Origin of the sequence: Planctomicrobium stercoris (assembly GCF_051465655.1) — a bacterium.
GTDB lineage: Bacteria > Planctomycetota > Planctomycetia > Planctomycetales > Planctomycetaceae > Planctomicrobium.
Window position 1 is genome coordinate 3,193,833 of the sequence record NZ_CP195791.1, and the last position, 17,866, is coordinate 3,211,698.

Annotated in this window: 16 protein-coding genes and 1 pseudogene; 10 read left to right on the forward strand and 7 right to left on the reverse strand. The window is 53.2% G+C overall.

Annotated elements, in window-relative coordinates; translation table 11 throughout:
* The first annotated feature begins 87 nt into the window (after nucleotides 1-87).
* The 5 genes from SH661x_RS13050 (at nucleotide 88) to SH661x_RS13070 (ending at nucleotide 4,867) form a co-directional block, all read left to right on the forward strand.
* A complete protein-coding gene (locus tag SH661x_RS13050; protein WP_437222053.1) occupies nucleotides 88-831 on the forward strand; it encodes an SGNH/GDSL hydrolase family protein in 744 nt (247 codons plus the stop codon).
* A gap of 409 nt (nucleotides 832-1,240) precedes the next feature.
* Nucleotides 1,241-2,224 (forward strand): DUF1559 family PulG-like putative transporter, encoded by a 984-nt coding sequence (locus tag SH661x_RS13055; RefSeq protein ID WP_437222055.1) that lies wholly within the window; start codon nucleotides 1,241-1,243, stop codon nucleotides 2,222-2,224.
* 151 nt (nucleotides 2,225-2,375) lie between these two features.
* Nucleotides 2,376-2,762: a hypothetical protein gene (locus SH661x_RS13060; RefSeq protein WP_437222058.1), complete on the forward strand. Its 387-nt coding sequence runs from the start codon at nucleotides 2,376-2,378 to the stop codon at nucleotides 2,760-2,762.
* 81 nt (nucleotides 2,763-2,843) lie between these two features.
* Nucleotides 2,844-3,377 carry a sigma-70 family RNA polymerase sigma factor gene (locus tag SH661x_RS13065; protein ID WP_437222060.1) on the forward strand — a complete coding sequence of 178 codons (534 nt, stop codon included), beginning with the start codon at nucleotides 2,844-2,846 and terminating at the stop codon, nucleotides 3,375-3,377.
* Entirely contained in the window at nucleotides 3,374-4,867 is a 1,494-nt protein-coding gene (locus tag SH661x_RS13070; protein WP_437222062.1) for a LamG-like jellyroll fold domain-containing protein, read from the forward strand. The genes SH661x_RS13065 and SH661x_RS13070 overlap by 4 nt, the downstream gene beginning before the upstream one ends.
* Here SH661x_RS13070 and SH661x_RS13075 read toward each other — a convergent pair.
* Complete coding sequence (locus SH661x_RS13075) at nucleotides 4,864-6,300, reverse strand: transposase (RefSeq protein ID WP_437222065.1); 1,437 nt, start codon at nucleotides 6,298-6,300, stop codon at nucleotides 4,864-4,866. The genes SH661x_RS13070 and SH661x_RS13075 overlap by 4 nt on opposite strands.
* A 214-nt stretch (nucleotides 6,301-6,514) precedes the next feature.
* Nucleotides 6,515-7,003, reverse strand: coding sequence for a transposase (locus SH661x_RS13080; RefSeq protein WP_437222068.1), 489 nt, complete (start codon nucleotides 7,001-7,003; stop codon nucleotides 6,515-6,517).
* Between the two features lie 118 nt (nucleotides 7,004-7,121).
* Between SH661x_RS13080 and SH661x_RS13085 the strand changes: the two genes are divergently transcribed.
* A complete protein-coding gene (locus SH661x_RS13085) occupies nucleotides 7,122-7,508 on the forward strand; it encodes a hypothetical protein (protein WP_437222070.1) in 387 nt (128 codons plus the stop codon).
* Between the two features lie 20 nt (nucleotides 7,509-7,528).
* Here the strand turns inward: SH661x_RS13085 and SH661x_RS13090 are convergent, their stop codons facing one another.
* The 3 genes from SH661x_RS13090 to SH661x_RS13100 all read right to left on the reverse strand — a co-directional run bounded on the left by SH661x_RS13090 (nucleotide 7,529) and on the right by SH661x_RS13100 (nucleotide 10,816).
* Nucleotides 7,529-8,953, reverse strand: a complete 1,425-nt coding sequence (locus tag SH661x_RS13090) for a neutral/alkaline non-lysosomal ceramidase N-terminal domain-containing protein (RefSeq protein WP_437231197.1) — start codon at nucleotides 8,951-8,953, stop codon at nucleotides 7,529-7,531.
* Between the two features lie 71 nt (nucleotides 8,954-9,024).
* Nucleotides 9,025-9,465 (reverse strand): LamG-like jellyroll fold domain-containing protein, encoded by a 441-nt coding sequence (locus SH661x_RS13095; RefSeq protein ID WP_437222072.1) that lies wholly within the window; start codon nucleotides 9,463-9,465, stop codon nucleotides 9,025-9,027.
* A 436-nt stretch (nucleotides 9,466-9,901) separates the two neighbouring features.
* Nucleotides 9,902-10,816 (reverse strand): c-type cytochrome, encoded by a 915-nt coding sequence (locus tag SH661x_RS13100; protein WP_437222074.1) that lies wholly within the window; start codon nucleotides 10,814-10,816, stop codon nucleotides 9,902-9,904.
* Between the two features lie 221 nt (nucleotides 10,817-11,037).
* Between SH661x_RS13100 and SH661x_RS13105 the strand changes: the two are divergent.
* Nucleotides 11,038-11,424, forward strand: a pseudogene (locus SH661x_RS13105) (ATP-binding protein); the annotation flags it as partial.
* A 306-nt stretch (nucleotides 11,425-11,730) separates the two neighbouring features.
* On the opposite strand, the gene SH661x_RS13110 reads toward SH661x_RS13105, so the two are convergent.
* Together SH661x_RS13110 and SH661x_RS13115 are read right to left on the reverse strand one after the other, a co-directional pair.
* Entirely contained in the window at nucleotides 11,731-13,116 is a 1,386-nt protein-coding gene (locus SH661x_RS13110; RefSeq protein ID WP_437222077.1) for a DUF5690 family protein, read from the reverse strand.
* A 47-nt stretch (nucleotides 13,117-13,163) separates the two neighbouring features.
* Nucleotides 13,164-14,357: a substrate-binding domain-containing protein gene (locus tag SH661x_RS13115; protein WP_437222080.1), complete on the reverse strand. Its 1,194-nt coding sequence runs from the start codon at nucleotides 14,355-14,357 to the stop codon at nucleotides 13,164-13,166.
* Between the two features lie 196 nt (nucleotides 14,358-14,553).
* Between SH661x_RS13115 and SH661x_RS13120 the strand changes: the two genes are divergently transcribed.
* The 3 genes from SH661x_RS13120 (at nucleotide 14,554) to SH661x_RS13130 (ending at nucleotide 17,508) form a co-directional block, all read left to right on the forward strand.
* Nucleotides 14,554-15,636, forward strand: a complete 1,083-nt coding sequence (locus SH661x_RS13120) for a DUF1559 family PulG-like putative transporter (RefSeq protein WP_437222083.1) — start codon at nucleotides 14,554-14,556, stop codon at nucleotides 15,634-15,636.
* 227 nt (nucleotides 15,637-15,863) lie between these two features.
* Nucleotides 15,864-16,943, forward strand: coding sequence for a DUF1559 family PulG-like putative transporter (locus tag SH661x_RS13125; protein ID WP_437222085.1), 1,080 nt, complete (start codon nucleotides 15,864-15,866; stop codon nucleotides 16,941-16,943).
* A 127-nt stretch (nucleotides 16,944-17,070) separates the two neighbouring features.
* Complete coding sequence (locus tag SH661x_RS13130) at nucleotides 17,071-17,508, forward strand: carboxypeptidase-like regulatory domain-containing protein (protein WP_437222088.1); 438 nt, start codon at nucleotides 17,071-17,073, stop codon at nucleotides 17,506-17,508.
* Nucleotides 17,509-17,866: the final 358 nt, after the last annotated feature.

Sequence of the window (17,866 nt, forward strand, 5' to 3'; positions counted from 1 at the left end):
AGTCAAAATGCATGCCGTAAAGGCGGAAGCATTTCCCGATGAGAGGTCGACAGGCCGATGGAAATAGAACTTTGAAAGAACAACATCATGAATTGCACTCACTTCTCCGCTCCTGTCCTGATCGTAATGCTGGCAATGACGTTATGGGCCGAGTCTCCCAGATCTGCCGTGCCAGCCATCTTTACTCCCAACAGCCGCGTTCTCTTTCAGGGAGACTCCATCACCGATGGAAACCGCGGTCGAAATTCCGACCCCAATCATATCCTCGGTCACGGATATGCCTTTTTGATCGCTGCGAAATTTGGGGGCGAAATTCCCGAGCTCAACCTCGACTTTGTCAATCGCGGAATCAGTGGAAATACAATTCGAAATCTGAAAGAACGCTGGCAGCCCGACACCCTCGATCTGAAGCCCGATGTCTTAAGCATTCTGATCGGAGTGAATGATCAGGACAGCCAGATTCCGATGAACGAATTCGAGCAGACGTACGATGAACTACTGGCCCAGACCCGGAAGTCTCTCCCCGATGTCAAGCTCGTGCTCTGCGAACCGTTCGGATTACCCGTCGGGGGAGTCAAAAGCAACTGGGAAAGCTGGTCTCGTGGACTGAACCAGCGGTCTGTCATCGTCGAAAGGCTGGCGCAAAAATACGATGCCGCGGTCGTTCACTTTCAAACGGCGTTCGATCAGGCCGTCGAGGAAGCACCTGCCGAGTACTGGATCTGGGATGGAATTCATCCGACTTATCGCGGTCATCAGCGAATGGCGCAGGAATGGGAACGGGCTGTTCTTGCAAAGTGGCCTCAGCTGCAGCCGACCTCACAGGACTGATCGGCGTTCCGCTACCAGGAGGTTACTCACAGCTCGATCTGAAGAGAAGATCCTGAACGGCGGGGCCATGTTTGCAAACCAAATTTCGAAATATTTCGTTCAGCTTCAGATATTGCAAGTCTTGATTTGAAATCCACTTGCGACTATTGCATGGCGACTGATGCTACTCTGGATTCAGTGGTGTCGAAAAAACAATCAGCAATTTCTGAGATTGGCGGAAATTGGATGGGGTTGAGTTTTTAATTTCCGCTCAATTTATCGCTTTTAGTGGTCCACTGCTGATGAGGCCAGGCTTGGAAGCAATTCGATCTTCTGCTGCCCATGAAGATCACTTCCGCCTCGGTGGCAAAAACAGATGCGTTTTTTTTGTCGATCTTCACTGAAATCGAACTTCTCCTGGAGCTTTGTCATGCCGTTTTCCAAACGACTGAGACGCGGGTTCACGCTGATTGAGTTGCTGGTGGTGATAGCCATCATCGCAGTTCTGGTCGCATTGCTTCTTCCTGCCGTGCAGCAGGCCCGCGAAGCCGCACGCAGAAGTGAATGCAAAAATAAACTGAAACAGCTTGGACTGGCAACTCATAACTATCATGACACCCACGGCACATTCCCGATGGGCTCAATTTTTACGATCCCTGTCAATTGGAATGCTGTCAATTTCGGCCACACATACAATTCTTTTATCCTTCCCTATATTGACCATTCGGCCGCTTATAACCAATTGAACTTCAATCTTCCGTCTTCCTCTTCACCCAACCTGGAAGTGCTGCAGAGAAAATGGCCATTCCAGGCCTGTCCGAGTAACCCTGATGGGGCGAGACTCGGGCCTTACGATGGACCGTTCACGGTGAATCACCAGGGAGCATCGTATATGTGCAGTTGGGGTCCAGCGACCTACGATGACACAAACGCATCCGATTGCGCCGCCTATGGAAAGCCAGCGTATTGCTCGACGATTGCAACGGGATCTCAGGTGACCTACACATCCGGAATTTTCGGTGTCGGCATGAAAGTGTGGGGAACGAATGGTGTGAATGGGGGCTATGTCAGTCGAATGAGAGACATTTCTGACGGCACCAGCAATACAATTCTGCTCGGAGAAGTACGTCCGGAAGGAAATTCTTACTTTGGAATGTTCTCAAATCTACTGCACGGAGTCTCAACAGGACTTCGAATCAACAGTCCTGTTCGCACCACCAATCCCAACAAGTTTCCCTTGGATGGATGGCCGGATCCTTGGGCAAAGAATGGTGGCATGGCCAGCGCCCATGTGGGAGGTGCACACGCGGTATTCGCCGACGGAAGCGTGAGGTTCTTGAGCGACAACATGAATTTTCAGACATTGTGTCATCTGGGTAATAAGCAGGACGGTCAGGTCGTGGGCGAATACTAATCTTCAAACTTCAGCATCAAGCATGAATTGAGGCTGGCACATTTTATTATCTCGAAAATAAACAATCATAAATATGAAATATTTAATACTCCTTGCTGTGTTGTTCATGTTCTCACTGGGCTGTGGGAATTCGACGGATTCGCTCCCGGATATGATTCCGGTCCACGGCATCGTCTTCTTCGAAGGCAAGCCGCTGGAGCAGGGAGACATTAAATTCGTCCCAGAGGATCCAGGCCGAGGAGATGCCGCAGTTGGAACGATTCGTTACGGGCAATTTCAGATGATCACCACGGTTTCCTCTCCCGGGGCTCGGGTGGGAAGATATCAAGTAACGATCACCTCCTATGATTCGAACGCAGAATCTGCCAGAAAAATGCCTTTACCGGGAGAAAAGGTGACGCTGCCGACAAGCCTGATCCCCGAAAAGTACGGAAACCCTTCCACATCAGGCCTGATTGTGGAAGTAGTTCCAGGATTGAAATCGCTCAAATACGAGCTTGATTCCATGACATTTTCAGGAAGTCATGCTTCACGTTGACGGTTTGCAATGGATTTCAGGAAGACCCTCGCTTCTTAGGCACTGCAACGTGCGATAGCAGTTCAAGAGTAAGGAAGTCGCGTGAAGACTCAGGCTGATCGCCACGCAGAATTTACTCGTGAGTTTACCCAGCATGAGCCTGCCATTCGGGCTTACGTTCGAAGTCTCGTTCCGACACACAGCGATGCCGCAGACGTTCTACAGGAAGTTGCCGTTGTGCTTTGGGAGAGGTTTGACGACCTGCTGCCGGACTACAATTTCAAGTCTTGGGCATTTGGGATCTGCCGGTATAAGGTTCTTTCCAGATTGCGAGATCTGAGACGCGATCGAGTGGTTTTGGCGAACGACGTTGTGAACCTACTCGCGGTCGCCGCCGAGCGGCAGGAACAGCAGTTTCATCGAAAACTCGTTGCGCTCGAATTTTGTTTTCAGAAGCTTCCAAAACAGGATCAAAAATTCCTGATTTCCGCATATCAGCCTGGAATGTCTATCCAGAAGGCCGCCCGGATGAGCGGTCGCTCTGTCTCCGGTTTCTATCAGTGGGTGCGTAGAATGCGTCATCAACTGTTGGAATGTATGCAGCGGGAGCAACTCTCGGAGGAGCATTTACCATGAAATTTTCTGTCTTCGACGAGTTGGTCGACAGTTACTCTGAGGGCCGGGCTTCTGCGACAGAAGTCGAGCAGTTGAATCAATTGATTCGAGATGATGAACGTTCGCGGGATCGATTTCTGGAGCTGAAATACTTTGACTCTGGAATCAGGGACCTGGTCGGGAAGATTTCCTACGAACCTCTGGAGGATTTGACACAGAAGCGGGACACCGCACACCGAGACGACGGACGGAGGCGCCAGCCAGTCGCATTGTGGTCGCTAGCCTGCTTGATTCTGCTGCTGATCACCTGCCCGTGGAGACTCTGGCTACCTGATACAAATCATTTTGCAGTGGTCGAGAGCTGTGTTGGTGACAACAGCCTTCAGGAAGGGATGCAACTCGATGGTCGTTGGCATTTCCTCAACAGCGGAACTGTCTCACTGATCACGGCCAAAAAAGCTCGAGTCGTGATCGAAGCTCCCGCGCAATTGCGATTCGAATCCAGCGATCGCTTGAATCTGGTGAGAGGGCGACTTGCAGCTGATGTGCCCCCTTCAGCGAAGCGATTTACTGTGCTGACACCCTCTGGGAACGCAATCGATCTGGGGACGCGATTTGGTGTGGACGTTTCACAGCGGGGAGATGCAGAGATTCATGTCTTTCAGGGGGAAGTGATCGCTGAAGTGCAGGCCGGAGGCAAAAACCGAAATCTCTTTCACGGAGACGCTGTCCATATGCATGCCGGCTTGGAAGCGTCTCGTTCTTTGCGATCGGGCGCATTCATCCAACCCAATGAGATTGCCTCGTTACACGCAGCGATCCAGTTGGGGCAGCAAACGAAATCAGAATCCATGCTGGCGCGGTTGAGGCGGGATCCATCGCTGATCATGCTGCAGGATTTTGAATTGGGATCGACGCTTGATGGCAGGTTTCAGCTTGTCCAGGGACGATGGCCAGGATCCTGTGCATTGGAATTCGTCCACGTAGGCGATCATTTGAAGCTGGACGTTGGAGGAGATCAGCCCCATCCGCAACTAACGATGGCGGTATGGACACGACTGGATCATTTGACAGAGGAGTTGCATTCGATTCTGCACACCAATCGCTGGTTCGGTCCTCAAGATCAAGGCGCACTGCATTGGATGGTGACGCAGTCGAAAAGCATGCGACTGGCAATTCGAGACAACCGTCGAGTTCTGGGAAGCCGGGCGCATTCTCACGAAATCGAGTCGCAAGCATCCGACTTGTTCGACCAGGGGCGTTGGGCTCATCTGGCGGTGGTGTACGATTCGGAACAAAAAGTGGCTCGCGTTTACCTCAATGGGCGGAAAGATGGAGAAGTGAAATTTGACACTGCCTATCCCGGGCTCCTCGGGGCCGCGCAGATTGGCAATTGGGACACTTATGACCGTCGACTCAGTGGCCGTATCGATGAAATGGTGATACTTGGTCGAGCCCTGAGTGATCAGGAAATACAAGAGCTTTATGATGCGGGAAATCCTTACGGCTAGCAGCCTGTTGAAGTTGGGGTGATTTTGAGTTGTCTGGGGGTGAATGTTTGATGTGGACTGGATTTCCAGTTGGGGTGCTGGAGCCTCGCCTGAAGTGTTTTCTTTGCTGTCAGTGAGTGCAGCATGCTTCTCAGAGCGATCCAGAGCAGTAGGCAGGTTCCCCAGAGTGCCAGCAGTCCCCTGATTCCGCCTTGCAGGTGTCTGGGTTTGCCGATTCCGAATGCTTTGAGCATGAGGAGGCCCAGGTTCCTCGCAGCCGCCACGATCAAGTAACGCTTGTTGATCTTCTCGAGTCCTCGCAGCCACGTTCGCCTCGCTCCGCCGGTCTCACAGATGTGGGCGAAGCTGCGTTCCACTTTCTCGCTGCGTTGTCGCTGCAGATCTTTTCCCTTGGCTCGATTCATCCGACAACGGTTGTTGAACACCGCCTGCTGCACGTCCTCGGGTTTGTCGATCCACTTGCGGTCATACGGTGAATTCGGCTCGGGAATGTAGGTTCGCAGTCCCAGCTGCGTGGCCTGCGTGATCGTCTCGTTCTTGTGATACCCCTTGTCGGCAGCCACCTCTTCAATCTCTTCGGAACTGCCTGCGAGGATCACGTTTCGCTGGGCATTCACCACACTTTCGATGAGTGTGCTGGCATCACTGTCCGTTCCATGGCAGACCGTGGCAGAGAGGATGACTTCATTGTCCAGATCAATTACATGTTCGGCTTTATAACCAAGATGAGTGCGACCATCCTTCATTTTCACGATGCGGCAATCGGGGTCTGAAGGGGATTCCCAGTCCGTGTTGGAGACCTTCTTCTTGCCCTGCCTGGCTCGGGTTTTGTCGAACTTCCGCAGGTCGTCGTCGCTGGGGGTCTCTCCCTCTTCGATGAGTCCTTCCTCCTGCATCAGGCGATTGAGATAGTCCTTCCAGTCTTCGCCCGAGTCCTTGCGGACGATCGTCTTCATGGCCGCATTGGCCTCCAGCAAGGTGGAGTCCACACCGGTTGATTTGAGCTTCAGCAGGCCGTGTTCATCGATGATGCTGAGCACCTGCACGAACACCTGTTCGTGAATCTCCAGCGGCAACCGATCACGGATGCGAGTCAGCGAGCTGTGGTCGGGGGTCTCTTTCCCCAGCGAAATCCCCAGGAATCGACGCAAGGACAACGAATCTTCGCACCGCCAGGCGATGCCTCGCTGCGAGTCGATCCCTTCAAAGTACCCCACCAGCAGCATGCGGAAGTAGACCCCCGGTGGAATCGACGTGCGACCCGTGCTGGCGTAAAACGGGCTGCAGAGCTCTTCGAGAACCTTGTCGACCCCAGCCTTGGCGAGGACCTGATTGAGCTTGTCATAAAAGACATGCCCCGGCCCTTTCGAGAGGTTCTGGAGCGGCATCCAGAACTCCTGCTGCTGCGATTCTTCACGCTTCCCCAGTGCCATTGACCACCCTCCTTGAAGACCTCAAACCCCAACCACCGGCAGTCTACCAACACTGTCAACCGCCAGAGAGAAATTCAACGGGCTGCTAGAGTCTGTTATGGGCTTGAGTGTTGCGTCTTGAATCGCGCTGTCCAATTGATGCAATGGACGCAAAAATGTTGATGAAAAAGAAGTTTCGACGAGAAATCAGCGCCAAAAACTGAGCGGGTCGGAATTAGGGTGAACCTCTGCGTCCATGCAGTTTTGGTCGATCACGGAGAGTCTCAGTGCGTCGTCTTCTCCTGATCTTCTTGTACCATTCCCGCAGTCGACCATCCTTGCGGAGCACCTGATAGGTCACCTGGGCGAGCAGCCACCGAGCCGTGTTGTTGTCGGCCTTGGTGATTCTCCCGAGTCGCTGGTTGTTCTCGCCGCTGTTGCGACAGCCGGGAGTCAGTCCCCAGTAGTTCGCGAGACTTCTGGCTCGAGGGAAGCGTGAGACGTCGCCGATCCCAGCAGCCAGCGAGATGGCTGTGAACGCGCCGATCCCCGGCATGGTCTTGAGTAGCTGGGCATTGGGGTTATCACGTCCTCGCTGTGCGATCAGCTTCTCCAGTTCCAGCAGTCTCTCCTGAATCTGCTTGAGATCGGCTAACAGGAAGTTCATCTCCAGTCGATCGATCTGGGGTAATGAAATCTCTCGGAGCCAGGCAATCGCCTTCACGGTGGGAAAGGTCTTCGTCGGCAGCTCCCATTGCAGGTTGTGTCGCCGGAGGATGTGCTTGATCTTGTTGACCAGCTGGGTTTGTGCCTGACCCGCTTCTTTGCGCAGCGTGCTGAGCTTGCGGGTTCTCCTGCTGAGTGGTGCTGCAGATGTTGACCTGCCGCAGCCCGCGGACGGGTTTGCCTTCGAGGAAGCGATCCCGGTTCACCCACAGCAGTTCACTGAGAGCCGCTGCATCACGCCGGTCGGTCTTGCAGCGTTTGCGTTCCTCCGGCTGAATGAGGATGACCTTGTGGCACCGGTAATCCCGCAGCATCCGAATCAGCCAGTCGTTGAACCCGCACACTTCGACGACCGCGATGAACTGTTCATCCCGCTGAGCACAACTTCGCGTGAGCTGATCGAAGAACACCAGAAAGTGCATACTGAGGTACTCCAGCGAGAAGGGATGGGAAACTCCCACACAGGGAAATCTAGCCCCGCTTCGCCTTCGCTCTTGCATTGACTTCAGAGTGAGAGGCCAATTCAGTCATCTTGATTGACTTGAGTCACAAGTCGATCGACTGTCGCTGCGATGAGCTCTTCGATCCCGCTGCTCCAACGAAAGGCAGGACGACCATACTCAAAGAGATTTGCTCCCCCTTCGTAGCCCCCTTCGACCCAGACTCGTTCCGAAGGGATGTAAGCAATCATGTCATCCGCATAGCCCATCACCCACGTGTTCTGACCATATTCGATCTTGTAGCGCAAGGCGTAGTCAACAACAGTCTCTGCGCCTTGCCCGATCATGAGTATGTCTGTCCCGAGTTTCCAGACATGGACCGGATAGGGGTATGCGGATTCAAACTTGTCTCCGGCGTCGAGCCTGTTCAAGAGTCGTCTCGCCCAGCGTGATCGGATGACGCCGGAAGATGCTGCTTCTCGCTCCAGATCCTCACGGGTCACGACGCTCAGGTACGGAAGCTCCACATACGCAAAGGAAAATTTGAGCGTGGGAGACACAGGTAAAAGAGGCTGTACCAAGACATTTTCCACGCTTGCAGCCAGCTGGTCGCCGTATTCTTTGCAGAGTTGGACTGAGCGCCGGGGTATTGGATTTTGATCCCCGCCGCATGTGTTGACGAACATCGCTATCGCCTCTGGATGCGACTCTTCGATTTTCAGCTGCGCAAAGCCCGGATAATCGCCACACCATTTCAGAAAATTCAAAGTCGTCGGGTGGCAGGCATACCCAAAGAGTATTGCCATGAGCGTCCCATCTTTTCGGCGTACAGCCATAACCGGCACATCGTGGTCTACCGGGCCTGCCAGTCGTTGGCCTTGTTGTAGTAAAGCGGGAACATCAGCTTCCCGATTGTTTCTTCGATTGACAGCGAAAGTACATACTCCTCGACCAACTGAAATTTCTGCAGGTTGAAGACTCTCCAGTGCTTTGCCAATCAGCGCGACCATCTTATCAACCATTGTGCGTGTATAGGCCGCAACTAAACCTTCCTGATCCGCATCGACCGGATAGTAATCGATGAGATCATCACCTAAACGCGGGCCACAATGGTTGTGCGAAAATGTGATCATGATCTGGTCGCGTTCGAGTCCAAAGTTTTCTTTGACCTGCTCAAACACCAGGTCACTCATCGAACGAGGAACTCCTTGAAAATCGCTCGTCACCAGTACGACCCGATTCCCCTGAGAGTCTACCAGTGCAAGCACCTTCATCCAGATGTCATGCAACTTTCCATCAGGCACTCGCTGCGTTCCGTAGCCAGCGAGCCAGACCGCATTCTCCGGAGTAATGACTTCCTTTGCAGTCCCCGCCTTCCAGGATGCAGCGGGAACGGTATCAGCAAAGAGGGATGTCGCTGTCAATGAGATCCAGGCGACTGCAATGAACTCGCCACATCGCAGGGGTTTGAACAAGAGTCGTCTCCACTTAGGAGAATGAGATATCACGGACAACGCTCCCTGGACCTGGCGTTTGCTATGAGTGAAAAATCTGTTCAAAAATGCATATCCGTATTGATTTAATACAGATCTGCAACACCGTTCTCCAACTTGTAGAGTTGCTTAACTTCGAATTCGTCTAATGACCGGTCAAACACCGACAGATCGTCCATATGTCCAATAAAAGAAGCCCCCAGTACAAGTCGAGTCTGCTGTGGATCCCATCCGAATGTCAGATCCCATTCCTCGATATCCGCGATTACATCTCCATTCAGGTAAAGGCGGCCTGACTGTCGCCTCGATTTGTCATTGGCATTGGAGACGGTAAAAACGACGTGAGTCCAGAGATCTGACGAAAACGGTGCGTTCTCGACTTCCACCATCGGCCGCTTATGAACGGGAATTTCATCCCATTTCAGATTCATGGGGTTCCAGATGGGGAAAAGAGGTCTCATTGCGTAACGGAAGCGGCGCGGCGTTTCATCCTTGGACCATTCCAGAAAGACGAATCCTTTCTTCATGTCGTCCCCGACGATCTGAACGGGATCGCAGTACCCAGGTTGCAGCTCAATGTCTGGATTGATTCGCAGCCAGATCGAAACGGTGGTGTTCCAGGATTCCGGACGATAATTCAGGATTTCGCTTCCACTATAGACCGGACAAGCGGGTGATTTGGTCTTGAAATGAAGTGAATTTCCGAATCGCCCTGCCCCATTTGAAATCTCGATTCCATTGCCCAGCTCGCGTATGCAATCTCTCCTCCCACGGGAAAAAACTGCATCTAATCCGGTGTCAAAGGAGACGTGAAAGGTGAGTGACTCCCGCAAGTGTTGGAGCTCATCTGCCGACACTGCGACTCCAAATGACAGCCACACGAGGATAATTGAGACATGAAACTTGATCTTATACATCACGATTACTTCAGCTACTCTCATTCGTTTTCCATGTCTGTATCTGCTAACGCACGGTCATCAAGTATTCGACCAGGTCTGCAATCTGTTCCGGAGTCATCTGCTTTTCCAATTGCTCCGGCATCAGCGAGAGCCCCGAGTTTCGGATTTGATCAATCTCGCTTCTCAAGAGAGAGTCCACCTGATTCTCCGCCCGCAGCAGTGTTAAACTTCCAGCGGATTCGTTCCGGATCATTCCCGACTTGGTGCGTCCATCCGAGAGGCTGACAATATAGTTCAAGAACTCGGGATTGATTTCACGATTCGGATCGAGAATGTTCACAAGAATTGTTTCTCTGCCGCGATTCTTGATCGTCACTAAATTGGGACCAATCTCATGCCCGACTCCTTCCAGTCGATGACATGCCGAACAGTGCTTTTCGAAATTGCGTTTCCCAGCGCTTGCATTGCCCGATATATTCACCACGTGAGAGTATTGCTTGAGAACATCGGCTCGCGTCGTCACTCCTGTTGAATCATACAATCGCCTGGCCCGTGCCTGAAGTTCCGGGTCTCCGCCGGCCATGACCGCGACCAGTCTCGCGGGGGAAATGTCTCGTGGAGATAAAAGGCCCTGTTCCATATTCTCCAGAACGATCTCAATGCACTGCTGCCTTGAAAACAGGAGCTCTTCGGCACTCGCACGAAGGGATGGTGTCAACTCAGACCATCTTGCCAGGATGATCGATGCAACATCTGCACTGGAAAATGTCCCGAGTGCGGTAATGGCCGCAGACTGAACCTCTACAGGCTCACTTGGGACAAGCAGGCTGGCGAGGAGGTGATGGTCTTCGGGATTCGAACTGAGCTGGAGCACGGAGATCGCATCAAGACGCTTTCCTAAAGGATGCGATTCACCGATCTCAGCCCGCGCCGAATTGAAAAGAGATTCGAGAACCGAAGCCTCTGGGCCATCTGACATTCGCCGTTTTAGATCCGGACTATTGGACATCATGCTGACGAGCAATTCCGTTTTGAGAGATTTCCTTTCACCAGACAGCGAGGCCACCAACTGGAGGATATGAGCAGCTTCACTCGCATCAGACTGCCTGGCGATCTGACTGGCCAGTCGCGGTAAAACCGGGGAATCGCTGACTGTGGAGTCATTCAAGTGCGACTTCAGGAGCCGAGAAAAAAATTCGACTGACGGAGCTGATCACGGAACTGCTGGAAGCGCGTGAAGAACGGACACTGCTGAAACTGAAGAAGCAGCTCTCTCGGCTCGACCTGCTGATCCTGGATGAACTCGGCTATGTCCCTGCCAGCAAGGTGGGGGCAGAGTTGCTGTTCGATGTGATCAGCACCGCGTACGAACGACTGAGCCTGATCGTGACGACGAACCTGCCGTTCGAGAACTGGACGGAGGTTCTGGGGAGCGAGCGTCTCACCGGAGCCGCCCTGGACCGGCTGACGCACCGCTGCCATATCCTGGAGTTCAGCGGTGAAAGCTACCGCCTGGCCGACGCCAAACGGCGTCGGCAGAATCTGAAGGCAAAACCCTCAAGCCCCGCTGTCACCGCGACGACATAACAGCAGCGAGTTCTCACAACCGCAGTTCAACCCTCCCGGCACGACACCCTCTCCCCGCCGGGTCTTTTTCAACCACCAGCGCCACACTTTTCCGCCGACAGGCGCTACGTTTTTACACTGATGTCTACAAGTCGAATGCTCGAACCACACACCAGGGGTGATGAAGTATTCATTAGGGAGTTCCGTACCGTCTCAATGCCGCATCGACGGTGTCCCAGCCAATTTTGGCTGCCATGTCGAATGCACGCAGCCCGTTGCCGATTCGCTCTCGACGTGAAGTGAAGTCGCGGAACCGCAGGAGCGTAGTTATTTTTCCTTTTGGTTTTCAAAGTAGAATCCACACCCTGCTGCAAGTAGCGGTACAAAGATCATCACGACATCGCTAGTCCAGATCAGCAGATTCGCCCAAGGAAGAGGAGAGCGCGTAGCCGATTGATAAAAATCGTGCGATAAATAGGTGACAACGACTGACAGATATCCGTATGAATCGCACAGTGCGATCAGGAAGGTTGCTGTCGCCGCAGTTGGCAAAGAGGCCAGCAGGCGATCGAGGAGGATGCTTTGGTACGGGACGAGGGCGGAATATAGTCCGATCCCGTTGAGAATATAGTAGGCGGTCGGGGTCAACAGACCGACCTGCATCAACTTGGTCGAAGCGCCCAGCAGGATTGATCCGCAGATGATCACACACAAGTTCGCCCAGGTCGCTCTTCGGTTGTCTCGAACCAGCGAAAGTGTGCACATGGCTGCGATGACTGCCACCCCAACCCAACTTTCGATCGTCGCAAAATCGGCCGGCCTAATCTGATGTCCAAGGTCGTTCAAGATACTGTCCATGAAATCGTCGCGGATGCTCCGATACGTCATCAGCAGGATGTGTCCGAGCACGAGCATGATCACGCCCGGCCAGTAACGAACGATGAAGGCCCAGCGGGCCCTTCGGTCCATCGGCACTCTCTGGGTTCGCTGGGCGATATCTTCCTCATTTGGCGGAGGAAGATGCCACAGCATGAGCAGCGACAGCATCAGCACCGGCAAGAACAGTACTCCCGTCACCGCCGGCATCCAGAATTCGGAGACGTTCCAGGTGTGCATCGTCCAGGAGCCGACCCCCTTCACCCATCCGGAAGAGAAGACGATGCTGAGACTCATCCCGAGCATCAGGAATTCCGTGATCCTCCGTCCTTCCAGGATCCCAAACAGCATCGACCAGACCATTCCCAGTGGGAGGCCATTCGCAAACAGCAGCAGCACGTTATAAGGAAATGGGGTGACTGCGAGCAGAATGAGCATCAACTCCGCCAGCAGAATCAGTCCGAAGGCGATGGGGATCCGCCGCTTCAGGGGAGCCTCCGACGCAAATTTGATCGCCATGAACTTGGAGCAGGTATACCCCAGCAGCTGACTGATGATCGCGATGGTTTTATAATCAAATGCGATCCCCAGGAACATGATCGGTGGAAGGTTTTCATACGCGCTTGCCGTGAATGGTTTGCGAAATGCATACACACTCACATACCCGATGAAGGCTGCGAGCATGGCATAGATCGTGAAGAGCCAACCGGACTGACAGCTCAACCCTCGCCTCAGACCTGATAGGAAAGTCTCGGCGGAGAGACTCTGAGACGCGTTCATCTCCGAGACCGATGGAGCGGTCAGCGTCGAGGCTTCATGTGGCGGAACTTCGTACAACGGACCTTCTCCAGAATACAGAACGCTGATTTCGGCGGGGCACAGGGTCAGTTCTCTGGGGCTTCAGCACGTGGGATCGTACGGGGCGATTTGCGGAACTCGCCAGGGGTTTGTCCGGCCTCTCTCTGGAAGCTGCGAATAAGCACAGAAGGGTCTTGAAAACCAGACCGGGCAGCGATTTCCTCCAAGGTGAGATTCGTTTTGCGCAGAAGATCCTTGACCAGTATGAGTCTGACACGACGAATTTCAGCGGCCGGACTATGGCCAAGTTCAATCAGAAATCGGTGTTCCAGTTGCCGACGACTCATATCGAATTCTCTTTCGAGATCAGCCACAGCAATCGGGCTGGATGCTCGGTTGCGAATATACCGCATGATACGCGCTACCAGGGGATCACGAACAGCGACAGCATCCGTTGAAACACGTTCTACAACATGAATGGGAGGAATTAGAATTGGCTCTGTGGGTGGTGGCGCTCCAAACATCATCGATTCGAGAACAGAGGCCGCCTGATAGCCTACGGCATCACCATCCTGATCGATATAGGAGAGGGGAACCGGACACAGGGATGAAACAAGGGGCTCAGCCTCCAGGCATAGCACCGCAATCTGGTCTGGGATCTGGAAAGAGGCACTCAGGCTGGCGAGCACCACTTCCCGTCCCAGGTTCGTATCCCAGACGACCAGTGCCACGGGCTTTGACAGACCTCGCAACCACTTAATAAGACGTGCGCGGTCGCGCGTCGGACCGCCAGGACGCGGAACAAAACGTTGATACTCGAAGCCTTCGACCAATGTTTGATAGCTCTTCTCAAACAGGTCACTGTACCCCTCGCGGCGTGGTCCCACGGAAGCAAAGCTGCGAAACCCTTTCCCCAGAAAAAAGCGGGCAGCCAGCTCGCCACAGCCTCTTTCATCAGAGATGACCTTCGGGACGGTGGAGCTGTGCTCTCCTAGCCACGAAACATTCACTGCCGGGATGCGTTTCCGAGCAATGGCCGCTTGCAGGCCCGGATGTGTGAGCCGGAGAATGACGCCATCGGCTTTCCAGTCGCGCGGCAAAAACATTCGTTCATCGACTCCGCGGGGTTCCAGGTAACAGTCCCAGCCCAGGCGTTCATCAGCATACCTTGCAATCCCCGAGAGAACCTGACGGCTCCAGTCAGTCGCCGTCTGAATCAACAGCGTGACTCGACGGTGATTCCAGAATGAAGAGCCAGCAGGAGGGGGGGGAGGACTCATGAATCGAACCGAAAACGTTTTTCAGGAAACTCTTGGCAGATCGTACAACGCTGGGCGGTCAATGTGCAAATCGACAATTCGATTGTAAAAAACGCCATGGAGATTGCTGATGGAACTTGAAACAATCATCACCACAAATACCCTTCCAATATCTTCTTTCAACGCTTTTGATATCGCTCAACCTGAAGGATAGAACATGTCGCATTCGACAAAATCGCACAAACGTGGCTTTACCTTGATTGAACTGCTGGTCGTGATCGCGATCATTGCCGTTCTGGTCTCACTGCTGCTGCCGGCGGTTCAGCAGGCACGTGAAGCGGCCCGGAGATCACAGTGCAAGAACAATCTGAAGCAGCTCGGCCTGGCCATACAGAATTACCATGACACCTACAGCATTTTCCCGTCCCGGGCGAACGGGCCTGGTTTGTACAATGGCGGAGATTCTGCCACCACCTATCGAAACTGTTTGAGCGGTTTTGTCGCCCTGCTGCCATTCTACGACCAGCAGGCCATGTTCCAGCTGATTCAGAGCAATACATCCCCGACCAGTCCCTGGAACAACACGTTCGCCCCTTGGACGACGCAGTTAAGCGTACTTCTGTGCCCTTCCGACTCGCCGACCGCCGCGAGTGCTACTGTGGCTACAGTCGGACGATCAAATTATGCCTTCTGTGGAGGAGATTCGCGGAGCGACACGCAGATGATGATGCTTGACTTCACTCCAGCTTACACTCACGGACAATTCAATCGGGGGATCTTCGGCCATAATTCGGCCATTCGGATCCGCGAAGTGTCCGATGGGACGAGCAACACGATCGCGCTGTCTGAACTTGATCGGCCTGATACAGCCGACGGCAGCGGGCGCGGGAATATTGCAATCAACCTGGGTGAGACCAGCCCCGCATCCTGCTTGACACAGTTCGATAACTCGACTCGAGCCTATGTTTCCGGAACCACCATGAACACAGGTTGGCCTCGAGGACATAGCTGGGCCACAGGGAAGATCGCCTTTGTCGGGTTCAACACCATTCTTCCTCCCAACTCCGCGCCATCCTGTCTGGTTTACGGAGACTATGGAGGCGGATTCCTTCCGGCAGCCAGCCAGCATACTGGGGGAGTACAGGCTGTGTTTGCGGATGGTTCTGTCCGTTTCATCTCGGAAAACATCAACACAGGCAATCTCAGTTACTCCGGTGAAGTGTCCACTGGAAACAGCCCCTATGGCGTCTGGGGAGCCTTGGGAAGCAAGAGCGGCAAAGAAGTGATTGGAGACTTCTAGCAGATGTTCCAAGGTTGTTAAGCAATCTCAAAACCTCCTCTGTTGCTGGAATCCTCCAGGAGAAGCGCCGACAAGATTTCGGGGCGAGCCTTCATGTGCAAATCGACAATCGTATTGTAAGGAATATCATGGAGATCGCTTGCCCTGAAAAGAATAATGAGTTCCATCACACAACTTCAAATTCCATTCTCTCAGGCATTTTACCTAGTCAACTCGAAGGACGACTCATGCCATATTCGACAGCGTCTCGCAAACGTGGCTTTACGCTTATTGAGTTATTAGTGGTGATCGCGATCATTGCGGTCCTGATCGCACTCCTGCTGCCAGCTGTCCAACAAGCTCGTGAGGCGGCCCGCCGGTCCCAGTGCAAGAACAATCTGAAGCAACTTGGGCTGGCAGTGCAGAACTATCATGATGTCTACAACATGTTCCCCTCAAGAGCCAATGGACCTGGACTTTACGATGGTGGAGATTCTGCTACCAGTTACCGAAATTGTTTGAGCGGTTTTGTCGCGTTGCTGCCGTTCTATGACCAGCAGGCAACGTATCAAGTGATTCAGAGCAATCCCTCTCAAGTTGTCCCCTGGAATGCTTCCTTTGCTCCCTGGACAACTGAGTTAAGCATGCTTCTTTGTCCGTCGGACGGGCTTACGGTACCAGGCTCCGTGGCTGTTGTGGGGCGAGTCAATTACGCATTCAGCGCAGGAGATTCACGGACCGACGCGCAGATGATGGGAACATGGATCGGCGGTTATAGCCAAGGACAAAATAATCGAGGAATCTTCGGTCATAATTCGGCCGTGCGAATGCGCGATGTGTCCGACGGGACGAGTAATACGATCGCGCTTTCCGAACTGGATCGGCCAGAGTCGGCTGACGGAAGTGGCCGTGGAAATCTGGCACCTCACCTGGGGATGGACATCAGCCCGATTACCTGTTTGGCCATGTTTAATAGATCGACCGATGCATATGCTTCCGGAACCCCCATGTACAGTGGTTATATCCGGGGGCATGGCTGGGCGATGGGGCAGACCGCGTACACCGGATTCAATACGATTCTTCCTCCCAATTCTGCGCCATCCTGCATGTCGATGGGGGACTATGGGGGCGGATTCCTTCCAGCGGCCAGCCAGCATACCGGAGGTGTCCAAGCTGTGTTTGCCGATGGTTCGGTTCGCTTTATCTCTGAAAACATCAGTACCGGTGACCTGAGCTACTCCAGTGAGGTGACCGGGGGAATCAGCCCCTATGGTGTCTGGGGCGCCTTGGGAAGCAGGGGTGGCTCAGAAGTGATCGGGGCCTTTTAGTCGGCGGCAAGTCTCTTTAGATGTGACGAATTCCTTGCAAAATTTCTCTGAATAAAGAGGAGAAACCGTGTCTTCCCCATTCAACAATCCCCTGCGGCATCGCCTTGTACAGTTAATGAGGGGCTTAATGCTGGCCGTGATTATCATCTCCGCAGGCTGCTCCACTTATAAAGATCCATGGGCGGAGAAGCGTCCGAAAGTATTCCCTGCAAGCGGTCAGGTTCTTTACAAGGAAAAGCCACTTGAAGAAGCCATGGTCGTCTTTCACTCGGAGGATAAATCAGCGACGGTCTTTGCCCGAACTGATTCCCAAGGCCGCTTCCGTCTCGCGACTCAGGCTTACGGGAATGCCGACGGAGCGCCGGCAGGTCAATATCAGGTGACCATCGAGAAACGCAAAATCACTGGTGGTTCAGATAAGGTGGGGCCAGACGAAATCCCTGGTGCCAAAGTTCAAGAAGTTTTCCTGACCCCGAAGCAGTACAGTCAGCCTGACAAAACTCCGTTGAAGGCAGAAGTGGTTCCTGATAAGGACAATGTATTTGAGTTCAGATTAACGGATTAATCATGTAAACCGATATACTCCGTCAGTTTCAGGAGAGCTTCTCAACATTCCCAATAATCCCGCCTATTCATGCTCAAGTCCACTTGAGACGTGATCAAGGAGCTGTTGTCGGTGCATTATCCGTGTCGGCAGCACGCTCACTGAATTAAAAGAGTTAGCGGTTGTCCTGTATCGAATTTCAACGCGGATTTCGCTGATAAATAGCAGTCGTGGCAAGTGTGACATCTGCGGATATGACTGCAAAAAGAAGAATGATGCAGCTGTGAGAGTATCGAGGAGTTCAGATCACTTGCAATGAAACGTTGAGACCCGCCATCGCTATGCCTCCTCGGACAGATTCAATCATAACTTCACATGT